This is a genomic window from Amycolatopsis echigonensis, assembly GCF_014174495.1.
Lineage (GTDB): Bacteria > Actinomycetota > Actinomycetes > Mycobacteriales > Pseudonocardiaceae > Amycolatopsis > Amycolatopsis echigonensis.
In genome coordinates, this window is sequence record NZ_JACJHR010000023.1 from 87,266 (window position 1) to 108,309 (window position 21,044).

The following is a 21,044-nucleotide window of genomic DNA, read 5'->3' on the forward strand; positions in this document are numbered from 1 at the left end:
GCTATGCTCGGGGACAGGCCAAGCGAGGGAGTGGGCAGTCGTGACGGATAGCCAGCGGGAACCGGTCAAGGTCTTCCTCGTGGACGACCACGCGTTGTTCCGCGCGGGAGTGCGCACGGAGCTCGACTCGATCACCGACGAGGTACAGGTGGTCGGCGAGGCCGGGTCGGTCGCCGAAGCGGTCGCCGGCATCGCGCGCACCCGTCCGCAGGTCGTGCTGCTCGACGTCCACATGCCCGACGGCGGCGGTGCCGAGGTGCTCCGGCGCGTGCGCCCGGAACTGCCGGACGTCGTGTTCCTAGCGCTGTCGGTCTCCGACGCCGCCGAGGACGTCATCGCGGTCATCCGCGCCGGCGCGCGCGGGTACGTCACCAAGACGATCTCGTCGAAGGAACTCGTCCGCGCGGTGGTCCGGGTGGCCGACGGCGACGCGGTGTTTTCCCCGCGCCTGGCCGGTTTCGTCCTCGACGCCTTCGCCGACCGTCCCGGCTCCGCGCCGATCAACGACCCCGAGCTGGATCTGCTCACCCCGCGCGAGCGCGACGTCCTGCGCCTGCTCGCCCGCGGCTACGCGTACAAGGAAATCGCGTCCGAGCTGTTCATTTCGGTGAAGACGGTCGAGACCCACGTGTCGAGCGTCCTGCGCAAGACCCAGCTGTCCAACCGCTACGAGCTGTCCCGCTGGGCCTCGGACCGCCGCCTCGTCTAAGCCGGAGTCAGTTCCTCTTCCGGAGTCACGGCCGGTTTGCGCTGCAACCGGGTCAACGCGACTCCGAGCAGCACCACGACCATGCCCGCGATCACGCGCAGGTTCAGCTGCTCGTGCAAGAAAACCGCGCCCAGCAACACTGACACCACCGGCAGCAGATAGCCGACCACCGACGCGGCCACCGCGCCTTCGCTCGCCAGCAGCTGGTAGTTGAGCGCGAACGCGATCCCGGTCGAACCGAGGCCGAGGATCACCACCGCGATCAGCGCGACCGGGCTCAGGTGCACCGGCGTGAACCCGCCGAACGGCGTGGCCAGCACTAGAAAACCCGTGGCCAGCAGCATTTGCCCGGCCGCGATCGCGTACGGCGAGGAGCCGGTGTTCGACAGGTACCGGCCTTCGTAGACGAACGCGAACCCGTAGCTCGCCGCGGCGGCGAGGCAGGCCAGCGCGCCCCAGCTGAGCAATCCGGACGCTTGCCACGGCGCGAAGATCAGCAGGATTCCGCCGAGCCCGATCACCAGTCCGGCGATCCGCGTCGCGGTCATCCGGCTCGACGCTCCGAGGAACGGAGCCACCACGAGCACCCACAGCGGGGTCGTGGAGTTCAGCACCCCGGTGATGCCGGAGTCCACAGTGGTCTCGCCGACCGCGAAAAGCAGGAACGGCAAGGCATTGTGGAAGAACGCCGCGACGAGCAGGTGCCCCCAGGTACGTCGTTCCGCGGGCAAGCTACGGCGGCCGATCAGGCACAGCGCCAGCAGCACCGTCGCGCCGAGCACGAGCCGCGCGAGCACCAGTTGCACCGGAGAAAACGCTTCGAGCCCGAGCTTGATCCAGAAAAAGCTCGAACCCCACATCAACGCGAGCGCCGCGATCCTCAGCAGCGTCTTCGTCTCGCCCACCCCAGGTTCCTCCTTCGCCTCGCTAGCCAGCTTCGCCTCGGCAAGGTGTAAGGACAAGCGAAAATTACTGCAGGGACGTTTAAGCAAAGCTGTAGGATCGAAGCCATGCTCGACGTACGGCGCATGCAGGTGCTGCGCGCGGTGATCACGAGCGGTTCGATCACTGCCGCGGCAAGGAATCTCGGCTACACCCCGTCGGCGATCAGCCAGCAGCTGGCGGTGCTCGAACGCGAAGCGGGCACGCCGTTGCTGGAACGCGTCGGCCGCGGCGTCCAACCGACCCCGGCCGGGACGCTGCTGTCCGAACACGCCGAAACGCTCAGCGCGGAGCTGGCGCGCGCCGAAGCAGCGCTCACCGAGCTGAAGGAAGGCCGCACCGGCAAGCTCGCCATCCGCTACTTCGCCACCGCGGGCGCGACGATGGTGCCGTACGCGGTGGCCGCGCTGCGCCGCGAACACCCCGGCGTATGGCTCGATCTCAAGCTCATCGACCCGGGCGACCCGCTCACCGAGGTCGAGGAAGGCCGCGCTGACCTGGCGATCATCGTGTACCCGCGGCCGTCCGAGCCGGGCCGGGGCATCGAGCTGGTGCCGCTGCTGGACGACCCGTATCGCGCGGTGCTGCCGCGGGCGCACCGGCTGGCCCGCAAACGCGTCCTCGACCTGGGCGACCTCGCCGACGAACCCTGGGTCGGCGTCGACCCGATCCCCGGTGCCTGCCGGGCGATCCTGGAAGGCGCCTGCGCGTCGGCCGGTTTCCATCCGAACGTCGTGGTCGAGTCCGAGGACTATCCGTCAGCGCAAGGGTTCATCGCCGCCGGGCTCGGGGTCGGGCTGGTGCCGGAGCTCGGTCTCGGCACGCCGCATCCGGGCGTGGTGGTGCGCCGGGTCCGCAATCCGCAGCCGAGCAGGCACATTCACGCCGCGGTGGCCGCGCGGGTCGCGGGCAGCCCGGCCGTCCAGACGTTCCTCGAAGCCATGCAAGAGGCGACCGAGAACGTCGCCTGACGCCGACTCAGACGAACAGCAGCTGCGAAACGCCGATCCCGATCAGGATCGCGCACAGGATCGCCGCGACGGTGAGGATGATCCGTCGCCGCGCCGCCGCCTTCTCTCGCGCAGCCGCCTGCGCGGACGCGGTCTGCTGCGCCGGAGTGGGCGTGTACCGGGCGGTCGGCTGCTGCATTGGCTGCATTGACTGCATCGGCTGCGCCGGCGCGGGAGCCTGCGGCACCTGCTGGACCGGGAGCTGCATCAGCGGAGCCGGCTGCTGCTGCGGCCGGATCTGCTGGGTGGCGTCCGGCTGGATCTGCTGGGTGGGTTCCGGCACGTTGGGCTGCTGCGCTGGGACCGGCCGCGACGCCGGAACGGTCGGCAGGGCGGGCGCGGTGGGCGGAATGAAAGCGGTCTGCTCGCGTCCGAGGGTGATCGCCTTCAGCGCGTGGACGGTGTCGTCCATGGTCGGCCGGGCCGCCGGGTCGGCGCGCAGCATCTTCTGCAACGCCCCGGTGAGCGGGCCCGCGTTCTCGGGCGGCCGCTCCGGGGACTGGCCGTCGTCGCCGAACGGCGGCACGCCCTCGACCGCGGTGTACAGCGTCGCGCCCAGCGAGAACACGTCCGCGGCGGCGGACGGAGGCGCGCCGCGAGCGACCTCGGGCGCCCGGTAAGCGGCGTGCGGACCGCCGCCGGTGATGCCGATGTCGGTCAGCTTGACGCTGCCGTCGTCGGCCAGCAGCACGGTGTTGGGTTCGAGCGTGCGGTGGACGATGCCCGCCGAGTGAATCGACGCCATCGCGTCGCCGAGCTGGATGCCGAGGAACGCGGCCTGCTCCGGGGTGAGGCGGCCGTGCTCGGCGAGGAACACCGACATCCCGCGCGACGGGATGTACTCCATCACCAGCCACACGTCCTGGCCGTCGGGCAGCACGTCGTACACCGTGATCGCGCACGGATGGTCGATCCGGGCCGCGGCCTTGCCCTCTTCCATGGCCATGGCGCGTGCCTGTTCGGCACGGTCCGGCGGCAGGCCGACGGGCAGGTACATGCGCTTGATCGCGACGGTCCGGAACAGCCGCGTGTCGAACGCGAGCCATACGATGCCCGCGCGTCCGCGCCCGATCGGCTGGTCGAGCCGGTACCGCTCGCCGACGATGCTGCCTTCTGAACTCAATGCTGTCCCTGGATCGCTTAGCTGGTCGCGCTACCCGTCGGCGACGCTGGCTGCGAGGTGTTCGACGGCTTCGGCTTGCTCACCGACGACACCGGTGACTCCTGCGTCTGCGACGGCTCCTGCGTCGGAGTGTCCTCCGCCGTGGTGGTCCGCCGCGAGTGCCGCGTCGACTGGGTCTCGCGGGTCGCGCTTTCCCGGGAAGACGTAGGCGGGGACGTAGTGGTTGCTTCCGAAGACGGCGGTGTGACGGACGTCGGCGCGACCGCGGACGACGAAGCGGGCGGTGCCGGCTGCGAAGCGTCGGGCGGATTCCCCGGAGTCAGCAGCCACACGCCGAGCGCGACCAGGGCCGCGACCACGACGGCACCGATGAGCGCGGGCTTCTTCCACGCGCCGGGCTTCTCGTCCTCGTCGTCCTCGGGGGCGGTCTGCACGCGGGTCCGCTGCGCGGGCTCCTCGTCGTACGGGTCGTCCTCGTAGCCGTTCGGCACCGGGACCGCGCGCGTCGCGGCGAGACCGTTGCGGCTCGGGTCGCCGTAGAGCGGCGGCTCTTGGTAGCCGTCCTGGTGGTAGCCGTGGTCGTCGTAGTCGTTTTCCGGGTAGCCGGAGCCTGGCGGATACGGGTCCTCGTCGTAGTACTGCTGCGCGCTCGGGTCGTACTGCTGGGTGGCGCCCGGGTCGGCGAGCAGCGTGCCGGAGTGGCCGGCCGGCTCGTCGTCGTGATGCAGCAGACCAGCGGCAGCCGCGCTCCCAGCCGCGCCGAGCGCTGCCGCGCCGAGGGTTCCCGAGGACGAGGCCATCATCGTGTCGCCGTCCGGGCCGCCGAGCGGGGTCTCGCCGCGCGCGACGGCGGACAGCAGCTCCTCGCATTCCTCGGCGGTGGGCCGGTGCTGGGTCTCCGGGTGCAGCAGCACCGCGAGCACGCTCGCCAGCGGACCGGACTGCCGCGGCGGGTTGATCTGCCCCGCGGCGACCGCGTGCAGCAGGCTCAGCGTGTTCTCGGACAGGCCGAACGGCGGCTGGCCCTCGCAAGCGGCGTACAGCGTGGACCCGAGCGAGAAGACGTCCGATTCGGGGCCGGGGTCGCCGCCGATCGCGACCTCGGGGGCCAGATAAGCGGGGGTGCCGGCGATCATCCCGGTCTTGGTGACCGTGACGTCGTCCTTGGCCCGCGAGATGCCGAAGTCGGTGATCTTCACCGTGCCGTTGCCGGCGAGCAGGATGTTGCCCGGCTTGATGTCGCGGTGCACGATGCCGACCGCGTGCGCCTCGCTCAGGGCGGCGGCGATCTGCGCGCCGATCCGGGCGACCTCCAGCGGCGGCAGGGTGCCCTTTTCCTGCAGCACCTGCGCCAGGCTGGTGGAATCCAGGTACTCCATGATGAGGCAGGGCTGGCCGTTGTCGTCGGTGACGACGTCGAACACGGTGATCGCGTTCGGGTGGTGCAGCCGCGCGGCGATCCGGCCCTCGCGCATGGTGCGCTGCCGGGCGTCCTCCGCCTCGTGGTGCTCCAGCCCGGGCTGGAGAAGCAGCTGCTTGATGGCGACCGTACGGCCCAGCACCTCGTCGTGGGCGCGCCAGACGGCCCCCATCGCGCCGGAACCGATTTTCCCGACGATCCGGTACCGGTCGGCGACCAGACGACCCTCGTCGCTCACGCGACCTCCCTTTGGGGCTCCGACTTCCCGGGGCGGGACTTTTCTACCCCGAAGGGGTGAGTTCGAACCCGCCGCAGCACCGGAGCGTAGGCACCTGCTGTGGACCGTGTGCCGGTTTTGCCGAGACCGACCCGTGACTAGGCTAGGCGCTCACTCTGCGCACACGCACGCGGCACACTCGCCGCGACCCGGCACCACCACGTTCGCGCAGGTCAGGAGTAGACCGCCGACAGGACGCGGGCCTGGGAGATCACATCCTGCTCGGCCACGTCGAACAATTGGGTCACGCGCAACAGGGTGCCGTCGGCCTGGTGGACGAGCGCCACGGCGAAGACCGAACCGTCGTCCTGGACGTGCAATTCCTGGACGTCGATCGAGTCAGCCCCGCTCCACGCGCGGACCAGATCGCCCATCTCGCCGCGCGCGACGTTCGGGGCGAGCAGTGAAAGCGCGTTCTCCGGCTGATGGTCGATCGAGGCGTAGAACTTGCGCACCGCTTCGAGCTTCACCGGGTCCGGCGCGGCGGCCGACGAGGTGGCGGACTTCTTGTGCGATTCCGCCGAGGACGCGGCGGTCGGCGCGGCGGACGACGAGGTGCCGGAAGTGGTTTCCGGAGTCGTGGCCCCCGAATTCAACGGCGTCGTGGCCGCGGCGTCGGTGTGCTTGGACGGCGTCGTGCTTTCGCTCTGCCCCGACGTCGTGCCGCCGTACGAGTGGCTCTTGCGCTGCTGCGGCACAGCCTGGCCGCCGAGCGCTGCCGCGCCGCTGAATCCGGCGGGCATCGCGGTTTCCCCGGCGACCGGCACGGTGGGCCGCGGGCCGCCGCTGAGCAGCGAGGCGGTGACGACGGCGCCCGCGACGAGCGCGCCCGCCCCGACGAGCCCGGCCAGCTTCGCGCGACGGGCGAGCTTGCTTTCGGGCTCTTCGACGGGTTCCTCGGTCTGGACGACCGGGCGGCGGGTGCGCGGCGGCAGGTACTTCTGCGGTTCGCGGAACACCTGCTCGAGATATTCGCGGTCGGCCTCGGCCACGTCGTCGAGCAGTTCCGGCGGGATCAGGTCCTCGACGCGCACGGCGTCGGGTTCTCGCCGGGTTCGCTGCCGTTCAAGCACGAAAGTCCTCGCTCTGGGGGTTCGGGGCGGGACCCGGCACGGTGGCGGTGTCCCCGGGGCGGTCCGGCCGATTCGTGGTCGGATCCGGGCCTCGTAGTCGCCAGGTAACCCTGTGCCGACGGGCGGCCGCCAGACTCCGTCGCCGGAATGCCGCCGTCGTACGACGAACGGCAGCTTATGTCACCCAACCGGACGAGGGAACAACCGCTCACCGCACCGCACGTGCATCGGCATTTGCAGACAGTGTCCTGGTCAGCGGCCGTCGTCGGTGATCTTGCCGTTGTCGTCGAAGGTGAGCGTGCGCTGTTCGGTGCTCTTGCTGCCGTCCTTGTGCGTGACCTCGACGGTGTTCACCGTGGTGCCGTGCTGCGGATCGATGGTGACCTTCTTGACCTCGAAGTACGCGACGTCGGCGTAGCGCTTGCGCAGCCCCTGCGGGCCCTGCTGCTTGAGGTCGCCGGACGTGACCGACGATGCCTCCGACGGGTCGGTGGTGACGGTGTTGAAGAACTTCTCCGAGTTGTTCCCCATCGTGTTCGGGTCGTTGGCGGTGTAAAACGGCGGCTCTTTCGTCTCCCGCTGAGCGGGGGTGACCGGCGGCTTCTCCGGCGGTTCGCTGGACGAGGACGAGTCCGTGGTGGTCGGCGAGGACGTCCTGCTGCCGGTGCCCGTTCCAGGGCCGGACGGCGTGGTCACGTCGGCGGAGCTGCTGCTCGCGGAGCTGTTCGGACCGGTGCCCTGCTGCGGGTGCGTGCCGTTGTCCGAGGTGCCGCCGTCGGGGCTGGTGCTGGTGCCGCCGCGCGGGACGTTGCTGCTGATTCCGCCGTGCTGCCCGTCCGGGAGGAGCGCGCTCAGGTTCGGGTTGCCGCCGTTCTGCCTGCCGGGCCAGCCGCCGCCACCGACCGCGTCGGTCGTCGTGCTGGCAGGCCCGCCGACCAGGAACGTCCCGGCGAACAGCAGGCCGACGACCACCGCGCCGGACGCGCCGGTGGCGAACCACGCGGCCTTGCGCCAGGTCTTCGGCGGGGTGACCGAGGCGGGCACCGAGCCGAGGTCGAACGTGCCGAGGCCGTCCAGCATCGGCGCGGCGTACACGCGCACCTCGTCGTCCTGCTGCTCTTGTTGTTCCTTCGGCGAGACGGACGGCTCGGCGAGGGTGACGCGCTGGCGCCGGGGAGGTTCTTCCGCGACCTGGTTCAGTTCGACACGTTCGCGGGGGCTGTCCGGCCGGTTGGCCAGCGCGGCGGAGGTGGTGGCAACCCGTTCTTGCCGGCTGCGTCGCGTCGGCTGGGGAAGTGCGCTCTCCGGCGGGGCGAAGGCGCGGTGGTCCTCGGGAATCCGGTCCTGCGGGGGAGCGAAGGCGGCGCGGGATTCGGCCCGGCGGCCTGGGGATTCTGGTTGCCGAGCGGCTTGGCGGCGCGGCGGTTCTGCGGGGGAGACGGCGGTCTGGCTGGGTTCGGCCAGCCGATCCGGGGCGGCGGCTCGGCGGCGCGGGGGTTCCGCGGGGGCTCGGCGGATCTGCGGATCAACCGCTGCCCGACGGCGCTGCGGCTGCGGCAACGGGGGTTCGCCGATCGGCAACGTGCCGCTCGCGGTGGGGAAAACCGGCGGGTTGGGGGCCGGGCGGTTCCCGTCGTCGGGCACGCGGTTCGCGCGCGGAGCCGGTGCGCCGCGCTGCTGCGGATTCTCGCTGCCCCGTTGCGTCGGGGCTCCGTTGACGGCCGGGGCAGCACCGGTGCGATGTCGGTGATGTCCGGCGGCGCGGGGCGGCACCACCGGGGTCCAGGTGCCGTCGGCGCGGACGCGGTGCCGTCCGGGAACGGTGACCTCGGCGTCCGGCACCGCGGGCCGGTCAGCGTGCCGCGAACCGCCCATCGTGTTTCCCGTCATGCCGGTCCGACCCCTCCGCGAGGGGGGCGTGACGGCACCGAGGCGGTCGTCAACCCGAACGGAGCAGACGAGCGGAGAACTGTCCTTGCGTCCACACTTGCGAACTCCCGAGCAAATGCACGCGCACGCGGAGAACGACGCGCGGAGCCGCAGCTCCCGCGCGTACTCCGGGCATAGCCCGGCGCAAACGCCAGGGTCCTCACGGACTTCACAGTAGGAAACCGGCAGGCGAATGTCTTCACCCATCCTGCAACTTGCACCGGTTTCACTCGACCGGGCGCGCCCGAACGGGCGGCACGTCACGCAGCGCAGCGTGTCGCCCGGGGTTTGCCCAGTTCGGGGGCCAGTCAGCCGCCGCTGCGGTACTTCGCCTGCGTGGACTGGAGGGCCTTCACCGACGTCGCGCCGCTACCGACCGCGATGACGATGGCGAGGACGTCCAGCACGACGTTGCCCGAAGTGAGCAACCAGGCGAACAGCGAGGCCGCGGTGGCACCGCCGGCCAGCGCCCAGCGGCTGCGCACGTACTGCGCCACCGGAGCCCCGCCCGCCCGCTTCCCCGCCGCGTTGTTCAGCAGCGCCAGGTAGCCGACGTGGCCGAGGGACGCCAGCACGCTCGCGATCGCGATGATGACGGCGATGAGGTTAATCATGTGTCCAGTCTGCCCGGTTTCCAGGCCGCGCGGATCGGGGATGTCCCGGATACCGCGTCAGCGGCCCAGCCTGCCGCGGCCGAGGTTCAGCAGCAGCATCGCCAGCTGCCTGCCCTCCGGGCCCAGCTCGCGGTAGCGCGCCAGCACGTCCATCTCGCGGTTGTAGACGATTTTCGTGCCGCCCGCGGCCATCCGGGCCGCGCCGATGGTTTTCGACACCTCGACCCGGCGCTTTACGAGCCGGAGGATTTCGGAGTCGAGCCAGTCGATCTCCTCGCGAAGCGACGAGATGTCCTCGCCCGCCGGGGTGTGCTCGGCTGGCTGTCCGTCGGCGTTCTGCGTCTGCGCGTTCATCGGGACCTCTCTGAAGTCCGGACTCCCGGTTGCCCAGGGACGGCGAAAGCCCCGGGTCCAGTGGACTCCGGGGCTGCGGGTGATGGCGGGTGGGGCACTACGCGATCACGGGAGCCGGAGTCCGGGTCCCGTAAAAAAATCGCTCGCTGCTGTGCCGCACGGATTCAGTATGGCACAGGCGCGCCCGGCCGCTGCCGGAACGCCCGCACGCGCGCGTGCACGACCAGGCTGAGGAACAGCCAGAACAACGGCATCGCCGGCCAGAAGAACAGCGCGCCGCCGACCGCCCAGCGGACGATCAGCAAGGTCGCGAGCACGGCGACGATGCCGAGGTGGACGCGCAGCGCCGGATGTTCGCGCAGCGCGGCCCGGGTCAGCGGCCAGCCGCCGCCGCGGGGCCGGACCGGCGCTGGCCGCGGAAGATCGGCGGTGAGCTCGCCGAGCTCGTCGGCGTAGCGGGTGGCGTAGACCGTGCGCAGCCGCTCTTCCACCTCTTCGAGAGTGAGCCGTCCGTCGGAACCGGCGGCCTGGATGATCTCGGCGACGCGCTCGCGATCGCCGTCGGAAGCCCTCAGCCGGGCGGGAATCTTGTCGTCCATACCGTTCGATGCTCCGCTCGGGAGCGGCGTCGCGCGTCGGGCGCGAGGCGACACTGCGGCGTACGTCCGGAAGCGCAGGCCGACCCCCGTGGCTGTTCCGGGACTGTCGTACCCCCGGGGTAGCGTTGACAGACGATGGACACCCTCTTCGATCTCCCCGCAGACCCGCCCGCCCGCGCTGCCCGGCCGGGAACCGCAGACCTGCTCGAGGACCTCAACCCCGCCCAGCGCGAGGCGGTGACGCACGCCGGAGGTCCGCTGCTGGTCGTCGCGGGAGCCGGATCGGGCAAGACGCGCGTGCTCACGCGCCGGATCGCCTACCTGCTCGCCGAGCGCGGCGTGCACCCGGGCGAGATCATGGCGATCACGTTCACCAACAAGGCCGCCGCCGAGATGCGCGAACGCGTCGCGGCGCTCGTCGGCAAGCGCGCGAACGCGATGTGGGTGTCCACGTTCCACTCGATGTGCGTGCGGATCCTCCGCCGCGAGGCGAAAACGCTCGACATGTCGTCGAGTTTCTCCATCTACGACTCGGACGACACGAAGCGGCTCATCACGCTCGTGGCGCGCGATCTCGACGTCGACCCGAAGAAGTACGCCGCGCGCACGCTCGCGGTGCACATCTCGAACCTGAAGAACGAACTGGTCGATCCGGAAGAGGCGGCCTCGAAGGCGGCCAACGACCTGGAGCGCCGGGTCGCCGAGGTCTACGCCGAGTACCAGCGCAGGCTTTCGAGCGCGAACGCGTTCGACTTCGACGACCTGATCATGCAGACAGTGTCGTTGCTGCAAGCGTTCCCGGACGTCGCGGAGTACTACCGGCGGCGCTTCCGGCACGTCCTGGTCGACGAGTACCAGGACACCAACCACGCGCAGTACACGCTGGTGCGCGCGCTCGCCGGAACCGAAGCCACCGACACCGGGATCGAACCCGCGGAACTGTGCGTGGTCGGCGACGCGGACCAGTCCATCTACGCCTTCCGCGGCGCGACCATCCGCAACATCGAGGAATTCGAGCGCGACTTCCCGAACGCGCACACGATTCTGCTGGAGCAGAACTACCGCTCCACGCAAACGATCCTGTCCGCGGCCAACGCGGTGATCGCCCGCAACCCCAACCGGCGCGCCAAACGGCTGTGGACCGATTCGGGCGACGGCGAGAAGATCGTCGGCTACGTGTCGGACAACGACCACGACGAGGCCGCGTTCGTCGCCGGGGAGATCGACTCGCTGGCGGAGAGGGGCGAGGCGGACTACTCGGACGTCGCGGTGTTCTACCGCACCAACAACCAGTCGCGGGTGTTCGAGGAAATCTTCATCCGGCTCGGCCTGCCGTACAAAGTCGTCGGCGGCGTGCGGTTCTACGAGCGGCGCGAAGTGCGGGACATGATCGCGTACCTGCGCGTGCTCGCGAACCCGGACGACACGGTCAGCCTGCGGCGCATCCTCAACGTCCCCAAGCGCGGCATCGGCGACCGAGCCGAGGCGGTCGTGGCGACGCATGCGGAACGGGAGCGGATCTCGTTCTGGGCCGCGCTGCGCGACGCGGTCGAGGACAAGGTGCCGCTGCTGAACCCGCGCTCGGCCAAGGCGATCACCGGTTTCGTCACGCTGCTGGACGAACTGCAGGAGATGGCGTCGTCCGGCACCGAGGTGCACGACCTGCTGGAAGCGGTCCTGGAGCGCACCGGCTACCGCGCGGAACTCGAGGAATCGGACGACCCGCAGGACGCGTCACGGGTCGAAAACCTCACCGAACTGGTGACGGTGGCCCGCGAATTCGCCGAGTTCACCGCCGAGGTCACCAACGACGAAAACGCGGAACTGGTCCTGGACGACGGCGTCCCCGCACCCGGCTCCCTGCCCGCTTTCCTGGAACGAGTCTCGCTGGTCGCGGACGCCGACTCGATCCCTTCGCCAGACGGCGGCGAGGAAGGCGACGGTGGCGCGGGCGTGGTCACCTTGATGACTGTGCACACCGCCAAGGGCCTGGAGTATCCGGTCGTCTTCTGCACCGGCTGGGAAGACGGCGTCTTCCCGCACATGCGGGCCCTGGGCGACCCGGCTGAACTGGCCGAGGAACGCCGCCTGGCCTACGTGGCGATTACCCGTGCGCGGCAACGGCTTTACGTGTCGCGGGCGCTCACCCGGTCGGCATGGGGTCAGCCGCAGATGAACCCGGCTTCCCGCTTCCTGGACGAGCTGCCCCCGGACCTCGTCGACTGGCGCCGCCTCGAACCGTCCTCGCCCGGCTTCGGAAACTTCGGCTCTTCTTCCGGCTCCTCGTCAGGCCCCCGAGCCGCGACCACGTGGGGCCGCCGGTCCTCGTCGTCGACGTCCTCGAGTTCGCCGTTCGGGAAGGCTTGGAAGGACACGGTGGCGCTGAAGCTGGACGTCGGAGACCGAGTCAGCCACGACAAGTACGGCCTGGGCACAGTCATTTCCTGCGACGGCGTCGGTCCGCGCGCGACGGCGACGATCGACTTCGGAGCGTCGGGGAAGGTCCGGCTGATGCTGATCGGCAGCGTGCCGATGGTGAAACTCTGACGGCTGCGGCTTTTCGGTTACCGGCGCGGCTACTGCGGCTGGGGTCGTGGCTGTTGTCATGACTGTTTCGGCCGCGGTGATTGCGGCTGGAGCGGCTTGGGGGGCTTTGATCCTCCGTGCCGTGCCGTGCCGTGCCGTGCCGTGCCGTGCCGTGCCGTGCCGTGCCGTGCCGTGCCGTGCCGTGCCGTGCCGTGCCGTGCCGTGCCGTGCCGGAAGGGGCTGTAGGCCCGCGCGGTCTCCCGCCCAGCCCGGAAGCCAGGGTGGCGAGCAAGCCGTGCCGTTTTCTGCCGGAACACGCAAGGGTTTTGGGCAAGCAATGCCGTGTTGACGAGAGCCGTTGCCCAGGGGTCAGGTTCCTCTTGATCCGGTTGTCAGCGCGGGCTACCCCTACTGGCTTGCCTTGGCGAAGACCGGCCACGCCGATACCGCACCACTGTTTCAGGATCCGCTCGGCCTTCGCACGGCGCTGCTCGGCCTCAGCTGCCTCTCCAGCCGTCCTAGCACCGTCACCGCCCTGCCTTTGCCGCTCTCGCTGGGGTCGCGATGCCTTATCCCGCCCCGTTCTGGACATCTTTCGCCGAACCGAGTGAACTCCCCGGCGAACCCGATGATCTTGTCGGTCCCCTCCGGCATACTGAGCTTCATCGAACACAAGTTCGATGAAATGCGGTACGCTATGAAGGGATGCAGGGGGATGGACGCGGTGCTGTTTGGGGTATTTGCCGCTGGGGTACAGGAGTACTTGAGGAGAGTCGCGGGGACGGTTGCTGTGGGGACGGCGACCCGGCCAGCTCGGGACGTGCCAGGGGATGTGGCACGGCTGGCCGCGGCATGGCGCGCGCTGCTGAGGCAGCACGCATTGGGCGCAGACGGCAGATGCGTCGTGTGCGGAGGAACATCGCGCGCCGACGAGGGCGTCGCGCGATGGATGCCGTGGCGAAGACGCGCGGACCTGTGCACGGTGTGGCAGGTAGCAGTCGCCTACTTCGTCCGTCGCCTACCAGGCAATGATCCGTGACGCCGTCGACCGCGTCCCTGCACCTGACTGACGATGTTTTCCCTGCTGGTGCGCGCCGCTTGTTCGGAGCGACTTTCACCCGGGGCGCTGCGGGAAAGGCGGGGATCATGGCCGTATACGTCTCGGGCGGCTGCTAGACGAGGCGGTGCCTGCTTCGCCGAGCAGCGCCTAAGTTCTGCCGCTGATTGAGTCGGCCCAGCGCACATCGCGATGCGGGACAGTCGCCAGGGTTCTTGCGTGCGAAGGCGTTTCCGCCGCGAGCCGTCTAGAGCGATCCGTGCGGATCAAGCTCAGACGGCCTCATTGCGGCGGTAACTACCACTGCGCCGGGCCCCGCCCGACGGGCAAGAAACGCGGGTCGGCTCAGACGTTCACGCCGCGGGCGGCGAGCCACGGGCGCGGGTCGATCTTCTTGGTGCCGTCCTGCCACACCTCGAAGTGCAGGTGCGGTCCGGTGCTCTCGCCTCGGTTGCCGATCTCGGCGATCTGCTCGCCGCACTTGACCTTCTGGCCCTCGCGGACGGAGAAGCTGTTCATGTGGCCGTAGACCTGGATGGTGCCGTCATCGAGCTGGATGCGTACCCAGAGGCCGAAACCGCTGGCGGGGCCGGCCTGGATGACGGTGCCGTCGGAGGCGGCGTAGATCGGGGTGCCGATGGAGTTGGCGATGTCGATGCCGAGGTGGCTCGTACCCCAGCGGGCGCCGAAGCCGGAGGTGAACGTGCCGTGAGCGGGGAGGCAGGTCTTCGGGCGGGAGGCCTCTTCGGCGGCTTGGCGCGCGGCCGCGCTTTCCGCCTGGACGCGTGCCTGGGTGACCTTGGCGGCGTCGGCCATCTTCGCGGCTTCGGCGGAGGGGTCGACGGCGTGGCCGGTCGGCAGCAGTTCGGGAGCTCCCCCGGAGCCCGCGCTGCCGAGGGTGAACGAGGCGCTCGCGTTCTGTGCGTTGGCAAGCGGGGTGGCGGAGGCGTCGGAGTCGCCGCCGCTGCTGCCCTTGAAGGTCTGCCCGGCGGCGGCTGCGGCGAACGCGCCAGCCGCGACGGCCGCGACTACGACTCGCCCGCGAAGGGCGGAGGAGGGCGGGGAGATGCGGTGCTGTCCCCGGACGCGGATGACCGCACCATCCAGTGCGTCTTTCAGCGCCGGGGAAGGGGCTTGGCCGCCGGGGGAGCGGTGTGAAGCCAAGACAGGGCCTTCCATCGTCGGGGAGTCGGGCGGAAGCGGACTCGGGCGGGGGATCCCGTGAACGAACCTCGGGGGTGATTCGCTCAGCGTCGTGCTTCGTGACCTGACTGTAATGGGGACCGGAGGACAGTAACGAAACGGTGCCTCAATGAGCAAGACGCGACCGGCCTTTCGGCCGAACGAGTGGCGCGCATCGAGCTTCTAGCTGTGGAAACTACCCAAAGTTAATCGGAAACTACTTCCCTGATTGTGTGTTGAGTCACATACCTTCGGATGGACCAAGGCCACCGAAGGCCCTCCCGGCGGCCTCGCAGACGAAATAACCGGCCGTCCGGGTGCGTTGAAGCAGTTTCACGCCGAATTATGTGACGCCGCTCACTCGAACCAAGTCTGCTCGGCACTTTTCGAAGGCTTCGCGCCAGCCATCCGGTGACGAACCATCCCGCTCCCATCTGCCTGGACCGCAGACCTAGCCCGTCCGCGGCACTCGGCCGCGTTGAGATGGCTTCGCCTGGTCAAACCCGGTTTCCCGCCAACGCCCAGCCTCTCCGGCTCGGTGCGGCAACCGTCTCTGCGGCCTGCCAGCATCCTCCGACGACCTTGGCGCTGCGGTTCACCGCTTTCGCCCGCAAGGCTCTGCCCCTCGGCCCGCGTCTCCAACCCCCTGGAACCCGTCGGCGGGCAACCTCCGCGACGCAAGTGGTTACCGGCGTCCACGCGGGCTCGGTCAACCCTCTCCCGCTCGGTCGGATCCCCGTTTCCGCTGTTCACGGCGGTGCGGCCGAATGCCTGCCCTCCCCGGCAGGTCTCGGCCGTCCCTGTCCCCGATCCTCGGCGGACCGTCCCCACGGTCTGCCGAAGCCTGTCGCGGCTCCCCTCCGCAAGATGGCCGTTCACCTGCCCTCCCCGGCAGGTCTCGGCCCTCTCCACCTCAGTCCCGGCAAGCCGTCCCCACGACCTGCCGACACCCGCCGCGGCTCCCCTCCGCGACCTGGTCGGGCACCTGCCGCGAACAGGCATCCGACCTCGTCCATCGCCCCCGCGATGTGTCCCCGTGCTTCGTCCCGCGCCGGAGTGACGCCCCGAACGCCACTCTCTTACGCGACTTCCCCGAACTTTTTCCTCGACGCTCCCTCCGGCACTCCGCTCCCTCTGCCGTCGAGACCTCCGGCCCGCGCCCCTCTTACGCGGATCGGCGGATTTTTTCTTCGCACCCGTCAGACGCGCGGGGACGGCCCGAGGTTCATCCGGCGGGGAATTCACCTGGAAGTGCGTTCCGGCCTGGTCGAGGCGGCCCTGCTGTCCCCGTGCCGAGACCGGTCCTTGCTAGCGTCGCGAGCGATGACTCCGCCGACCCCAGAGCCTTCCGACGGCGATTCCGCCCCGGACACCCCGGGCCGTTCCGCCGGACCCCGGCGTCCCAGCCTCGCCGAGCGCAAGGCGGCCGCCCGAGCCCGAGCACGCCGCGACGCCAGCCGGGCGAAATCGGACCCAGCCGACTCGCCCCGTGGCCGCGGGACCGCTTCCGCCGGACGGTCGGCTGACTCGTCCAGCGGCGACGAGCCGAGGTCGGCGAGCCCGGCCGACCGCGGCGGAGCGACTTCTGCCGAAAGCTCGTCCCGCCGCGAAGCGTCGACGCCTGCGGAAGGGGCAGCTGAATCGCGCCGAACTGGGCCGACTTCCGAGGGGAACTCGGCAGACCGTGGCGAGTCAGCGCAAGGACCCGACGAGGTGCGCCGTGCCCGAGCGACTTCCAAGCGAGGCTCAGCCGACCCGCGCGACGAGAACGCAGCAGGAAGCCGAGAAGAAGCGTCGCCCGCCACGCAACAGCGGGACGAGGCAGGCCTGACCAGCAGTCAAAACCCCGCTTCCATCCCGGCTGAGCCGAGGTCCGCGCCCCGCACCATCCCCAGCCGTCGAGAGTCGAGCCAGCAAGGCGAGCCGCAGAACCTCCTGGAGCTCACCGACCAGACCCCCTCGCCAAGGCTTCGAGCCGCCACCGCTCTCCTCGGCGTCGGCTCACTCGCCCTGGCTGCCGGCGCCATCGCACCGGTCTCGCCGGACGCCGGGCCTGGCTACCTCTCCTGGCCGCTCCTCGTCATCCTCGCCGTCGTCCCGGCCGGGATCGCGGTCGCGGCGGCTCGCAGCGGGCGGCACGGGCTCGCCGCTGGTCTCGTCACCGGTCTTGCCGCTCTCGCGCCGGGGCGGCTGATCCTCGATCTCCAATTCCTCGTCAACGGCTCCAGGACCATCCGCCCCGAGCTGTACCTCCCGGACCGGCTTCTCGACCGCAGCGGTGTCGGCATCGGGTTCTGGCTGTTGATCGCCGGGCACCTGCTGACGCTCGTCGCCGGGATCGCGGCCGCGCGCGTCGTGCGCGAACGCAACGAGATCGACGGAGGCGACGACAAACGCCGCTGGCGGTTGATCATTCCGCTGCTCACCGTCGTCGCCGCGGTCGGATTGCTGATGACCCCCGTGCTCTCGGACGACCCGTTTCTCCTTGCGCGGTCAGCGTTTGAGGGTCCCGGACTAGCGCTCGCCGGGTACCTGCTCCTCGCGGGTGCGTTGCCGATCGCGGCGGTGCTCGGGGTTTTCGCCGGATCCGACGGCGTCGCTCGCGGGACGCTCGGCGGGCTCGTCGCGGCGGTGCTCGCGGTCGCGGTGCCGACATTCGTCGCCGGGCTGGCCGTGCCCGGGCTGGAGGTGTCGACGGGCGCGTATCTCGCCGTCGTGCCGATGGTGCTGGTCCTCGTCCTCACTCCACTTGCGACACCGCAGCAGACGCAAACTGAGCGCACCGATCTGGCTGGCGAGGCCCGCGTGCCAGGGCTGACCATCTGGCGCGCGCTCACCGCCTTGCTCGCACTGCTGACTGGAATCGCGGCGACGATCGGCGCGTACGCTCCGCAGCTTGGCACCGGCACGGACAGTCCGGCCCGGTGGCAACTGCTGGTCGCGGCGATTCTTGTCGTGCTGCCAACACCTTTCCTTCTCGCCCGGCGCACGGCGTCAGCCGCGCGCGGAATTCTCGCGGTGTTGTGGGCTGGCGTCGTCCTCGCGGGAACAGCCGTGCTCAGCACGGCCATCACCGCCTCCGAAGCGACGGGGCTCGGCGGGCTCGGCGGCGCGATCAACTACCGCCTCGGTGCGGGAGCCGTTTTCACCGCGATCGCGCTGGGGCTCGCCGGGCTCACCGCGTTGGCCGCGGTGATCACCGGCGTGGTGGAACGCGACGACACCGGTACCGAAGGTCCGCGGCCCCGAGTCCTGCTTCCCGCCGGAATCGCCGCGGTGCTGGCGATCGCGACGTTCGGCACGCCGGTATTCACCGCGCCCGATTACGCGACGCCCGGTCTTTGGTCCGATTTCGACACCCCGTCGTGGGGGTTGCTCGCCGCGCTGCTCGTCGTTCTCGGGACGCTCGGGTTGAGCGTCCGTTCGCGGCCCGGCGCCGCGGCGGCGGGGCTGGCCGGAACGGCCGTGCTCCTCGCGTTGCACGTCGCCGAGGTCCCGTTGGTCAGCTCGGCATTCGGCGGCGCACAGCCGGGCGCGGGGTTCTGGCTCGGGCTCGCCGCGGTCGTGGCGGCAGTGGTCGCCGCCGTCACCGCGGCCGCCGGTGCGAAGAAGTGAGCCCGCGCCGCGTCGTTCTCGTGGAGCTGGCCGAAGAAACCGCGGCGATTCCGTTGGCGCGAATGCTGCGCGACGCCGGTCTCGAAGTCGTCCATGTAGGACACCTCGACACGGCTGAGAAGATCGTGCGCACCGCCGAACAGGAGGATCCAGACATTCTGGGCCTCCTCGGCGGACCGCTCCCCGAGGGGCTTGCCGGAGCGCTTCCCGGCACCACCGTCGTCGAACTCGGCGAGGAAAGCCCCGAAAAGGCCGCCGAAATGCTTGTCGGTGTGCGGTCTCACACCCTCGGCACACCCTCTGACCGCGCACGGTGACCGACTTCACCAGGTGCGGCGTCCCCTGCGTCTGCGCTGGTCGCTAACCTCGACTGGTCCGACAGCGCGGTCCGGAAAACGGACCACCACAGTGGCGTGTCGTCAGGAGACTGGAGTAGTGGACCTCTACGAGTACCAGGCGAGGGATCTCTTCGCCGCCCACGGAGTACCGGTTCTGCCGGGCTCCGTGGCAAGCACCCCGGAAGAAGCCAAGGCCGCCGCGGAGCAGATCGGCACCCAGGTCGTCGTCAAGGCGCAGGTGAAGGTCGGCGGCCGGGGCAAGGCGGGCGGCGTCAAGCTGGCCCAGACGCCCGACGAGGCGAAGGAGAAGGCGGAAGCCATCCTCGGCCTCGACATCAAGGGCCACATCACGCACCGCGTGCTGGTGGCGGAAGCCTCGGACATCGCGTCCGAGTACTACTTCTCCTTCCTGCTCGACCGCGCCAACCGCACCTTCCTCGCGATGGCGTCGTCCGAGGGCGGCATGGAGATCGAGCAGCTCGCCGTCGAGCGCCCGGACGCGCTCGCGAAGATCCCCGTCGACGCGATCAAGGGCGTCGACAAGGCCACCGCGCTCGAGATCCTGAAGGCCGGCAACTTCCCGGCCGAGATCATCGACGAGGCCGCCGACGTCGTGGTGAAGCTGTGGGAGACCTTCGTCTCCGAGGACGCCACCCTGGTCGAGGTCAACCCGCTGGTTCGCGACCCGCAGGACAAGATCATCGCCCTCGACGGCAAGGTCACCCTCGACGAGAACGCCTCCTTCCGCCACCCGGCGCACGAGGACCTCGTCGACAAGCAGGCCGAGAACCCGCTCGAGGCGAAGGCCAAGGCCAAGAACCTCAACTACGTCAAGCTCGACGGCGAGGTCGGCATCATCGGCAACGGCGCGGGCCTCGTGATGTCCACTTTGGACGTCGTGGCGTACGCGGGCGAGAAGCACGGCGGCGTGAAGCCGGCCAACTTCCTCGACATCGGCGGCGGCGCGTCGGCCGAGGTCATGGCGGCCGGGCTGGACGTCATCCTCAACGACACCGACGTGAAGAGCGTGTTCGTGAACGTCTTCGGCGGCATCACCGCCTGCGACGCGGTCGCGAACGGCATCGTCGAGGCGCTGAAGATCCTGGGCGACGAGGCCACCAAGCCGCTGGTCGTCCGCCTGGACGGCAACAACGTCGTCGAGGGTCGCCAGATCCTGGCCGACGCGAACCACCCGCTGGTCACCGTGGTGGACACAATGGACAACGCGGCCGACAAGGCTGCCGAGCTCGCCGCGGCAGGTGCGTGAGATGTCGATCTTCCTCAACGAGAACAGCAAGGTCATCGTCCAGGGGCTCACCGGCTCCGAGGGCATGAAGCACGCGACCAAGATGCTGAAGTCCGGCACCAACATCGTGGGCGGCGTCAACGCCCGCAAGGCCGGCCAGACGGTCACCATCGAGGGCAAGGACCTCACCGTGTTCGGCACGGTCGAGGAGGCCATCAAGGAGACCGGCGCCGACGTGTCGGTCATCTTCGTGCCGCCGAAGTTCGCCAAGGACGCGGTCATCGAGGCGATCGACGCCGAGATCCCGCTGGCCGTCGTCATCACCGAGGGCATCCCGGTGCACGACTCCGCCTACTTCTGGGCGCACGCGGTCGCGACCGGCAACAAGACCCGGATCATCGGGCCGAACTGCCCCGGCGTGATCAGCCCCGGCAAGTCGAACGCGGGCATCATCCCGGCCGACATCACCGGCCCGGGCTCGATCGGCCTTGTGTCGAAGTCGGGCACGCTGACCTACCAGATGATGTACGAGCTGCGCGACATCGGCTTCTCCACCGCGGTCGGCATCGGCGGCGACCCGATCATCGGCACCACCCACATCGACGCCCTCGAAGCGTTCGAGAAGGACGCCGACACCAAGGTCATCGTGATGATCGGCGAGATCGGCGGCGACGCCGAGGAGCGCGCCGCGGCCTACATCAAGGAGAACGTGACCAAGCCGGTCGTCGGCTACGTCGCGGGCTTCACCGCCCCTGAGGGCAAGACGATGGGCCACGCGGGCGCGATCGTCTCCGGTTCGTCCGGCACCGCCGCGGCGAAGAAGGAGGCCCTCGAGGCCGCCGGCGTCAAGGTCGGCAAGACCCCGAGCGAGACCGCTGTTCTCGCGCGTGAGCTGTACAACAGCCTCGGCTGACCAGCAGCGACTCCACTGGCGGAGGCCGGGCACCGACAGGGTGCCCGGCCTTCGTCGTTTCCGGCCGCAACCGATCCGGCGGTCAGTGCGTCCAACGTCGCGGACGCCCATGGCGGA

At 69.9% G+C, this 21,044-nt stretch carries 16 protein-coding genes; 7 read left to right on the forward strand and 9 right to left on the reverse strand.

Annotated features, from left to right (window positions below; all coding sequences use genetic code 11):
* Window positions 1–40 precede the first annotated feature (40 nt).
* Window positions 41–709 (forward strand): response regulator, encoded by a 669-nt coding sequence (locus tag H5411_RS18110; protein ID WP_037368656.1) that lies wholly within the window; start codon window positions 41–43, stop codon window positions 707–709.
* Here H5411_RS18110 and H5411_RS18115 read toward each other — a convergent pair.
* Window positions 706–1,614, reverse strand: a complete 909-nt coding sequence (locus H5411_RS18115; RefSeq protein ID WP_183124396.1) for a DMT family transporter — start codon at window positions 1,612–1,614, stop codon at window positions 706–708. The genes H5411_RS18110 and H5411_RS18115 overlap by 4 nt on opposite strands.
* Window positions 1,615–1,719: 105 nt before the next feature.
* Here H5411_RS18115 and H5411_RS18120 point away from each other — a divergent pair, with 105 nt between their 5' ends.
* Window positions 1,720–2,622: a LysR family transcriptional regulator gene (locus tag H5411_RS18120; protein WP_101435941.1), complete on the forward strand. Its 903-nt coding sequence runs from the start codon at window positions 1,720–1,722 to the stop codon at window positions 2,620–2,622.
* 7 nt (window positions 2,623–2,629) lie between these two features.
* Here the strand turns inward: H5411_RS18120 and H5411_RS18125 are convergent, their stop codons facing one another.
* The 7 genes from H5411_RS18125 to H5411_RS18155 all read right to left on the reverse strand — a co-directional run bounded on the left by H5411_RS18125 (window position 2,630) and on the right by H5411_RS18155 (window position 10,050).
* Window positions 2,630–3,784, reverse strand: a complete 1,155-nt coding sequence (locus H5411_RS18125) for a serine/threonine-protein kinase (protein ID WP_183124397.1) — start codon at window positions 3,782–3,784, stop codon at window positions 2,630–2,632.
* A gap of 17 nt (window positions 3,785–3,801) precedes the next feature.
* On the reverse strand, window positions 3,802–5,442 hold the full coding sequence (locus H5411_RS18130; RefSeq protein ID WP_183124398.1) for a serine/threonine-protein kinase: 1,641 nt from the start codon (window positions 5,440–5,442) through the stop codon (window positions 3,802–3,804).
* A 212-nt stretch (window positions 5,443–5,654) separates the two neighbouring features.
* Window positions 5,655–6,554, reverse strand: a complete 900-nt coding sequence (locus H5411_RS18135) for a hypothetical protein (protein ID WP_183124399.1) — start codon at window positions 6,552–6,554, stop codon at window positions 5,655–5,657.
* A 252-nt stretch (window positions 6,555–6,806) separates the two neighbouring features.
* Entirely contained in the window at window positions 6,807–8,444 is a 1,638-nt protein-coding gene (locus H5411_RS18140; RefSeq protein WP_246369041.1) for a hypothetical protein, read from the reverse strand.
* Window positions 8,445–8,791: 347 nt separating this feature from the next.
* Window positions 8,792–9,097, reverse strand: a complete 306-nt coding sequence (locus H5411_RS18145) for a hypothetical protein (protein ID WP_101435936.1) — start codon at window positions 9,095–9,097, stop codon at window positions 8,792–8,794.
* A 57-nt stretch (window positions 9,098–9,154) separates the two neighbouring features.
* Complete coding sequence (locus H5411_RS18150) at window positions 9,155–9,451, reverse strand: chorismate mutase (RefSeq protein ID WP_009072470.1); 297 nt, start codon at window positions 9,449–9,451, stop codon at window positions 9,155–9,157.
* 164 nt (window positions 9,452–9,615) lie between these two features.
* A complete protein-coding gene (locus H5411_RS18155; RefSeq protein ID WP_101435935.1) occupies window positions 9,616–10,050 on the reverse strand; it encodes a DUF1707 SHOCT-like domain-containing protein in 435 nt (144 codons plus the stop codon).
* A 135-nt stretch (window positions 10,051–10,185) separates the two neighbouring features.
* On the opposite strand from H5411_RS18155, the gene pcrA reads away from it, so the two are divergent.
* Window positions 10,186–12,597: a DNA helicase PcrA gene (gene pcrA / locus H5411_RS18160; RefSeq protein ID WP_101435934.1), complete on the forward strand. Its 2,412-nt coding sequence runs from the start codon at window positions 10,186–10,188 to the stop codon at window positions 12,595–12,597.
* 1,381 nt (window positions 12,598–13,978) lie between these two features.
* Here pcrA and H5411_RS18165 read toward each other — a convergent pair.
* On the reverse strand, window positions 13,979–14,797 hold the full coding sequence (locus H5411_RS18165; protein WP_220817076.1) for a M23 family metallopeptidase: 819 nt from the start codon (window positions 14,795–14,797) through the stop codon (window positions 13,979–13,981).
* Window positions 14,798–16,528: 1,731 nt separating this feature from the next.
* Here H5411_RS18165 and H5411_RS18170 point away from each other — a divergent pair.
* From H5411_RS18170 to sucD, 4 genes are all read left to right on the forward strand, one after another.
* Window positions 16,529–18,430, forward strand: coding sequence for a hypothetical protein (locus tag H5411_RS18170; protein ID WP_312878407.1), 1,902 nt, complete (start codon window positions 16,529–16,531; stop codon window positions 18,428–18,430).
* Window positions 18,427–18,747, forward strand: a complete 321-nt coding sequence (locus H5411_RS18175; protein ID WP_101435933.1) for a hypothetical protein — start codon at window positions 18,427–18,429, stop codon at window positions 18,745–18,747. The genes H5411_RS18170 and H5411_RS18175 overlap by 4 nt, the downstream gene beginning before the upstream one ends.
* 118 nt (window positions 18,748–18,865) lie before the next feature.
* Window positions 18,866–20,035 carry an ADP-forming succinate--CoA ligase subunit beta gene (sucC, locus tag H5411_RS18180; protein ID WP_183124401.1) on the forward strand — a complete coding sequence of 390 codons (1,170 nt, stop codon included), beginning with the start codon at window positions 18,866–18,868 and terminating at the stop codon, window positions 20,033–20,035.
* Between the two features lies 1 nt (window position 20,036).
* On the forward strand, window positions 20,037–20,927 hold the full coding sequence (gene sucD / locus H5411_RS18185; RefSeq protein ID WP_037356476.1) for a succinate--CoA ligase subunit alpha: 891 nt from the start codon (window positions 20,037–20,039) through the stop codon (window positions 20,925–20,927).
* Window positions 20,928–21,044 lie beyond the last annotated feature (117 nt).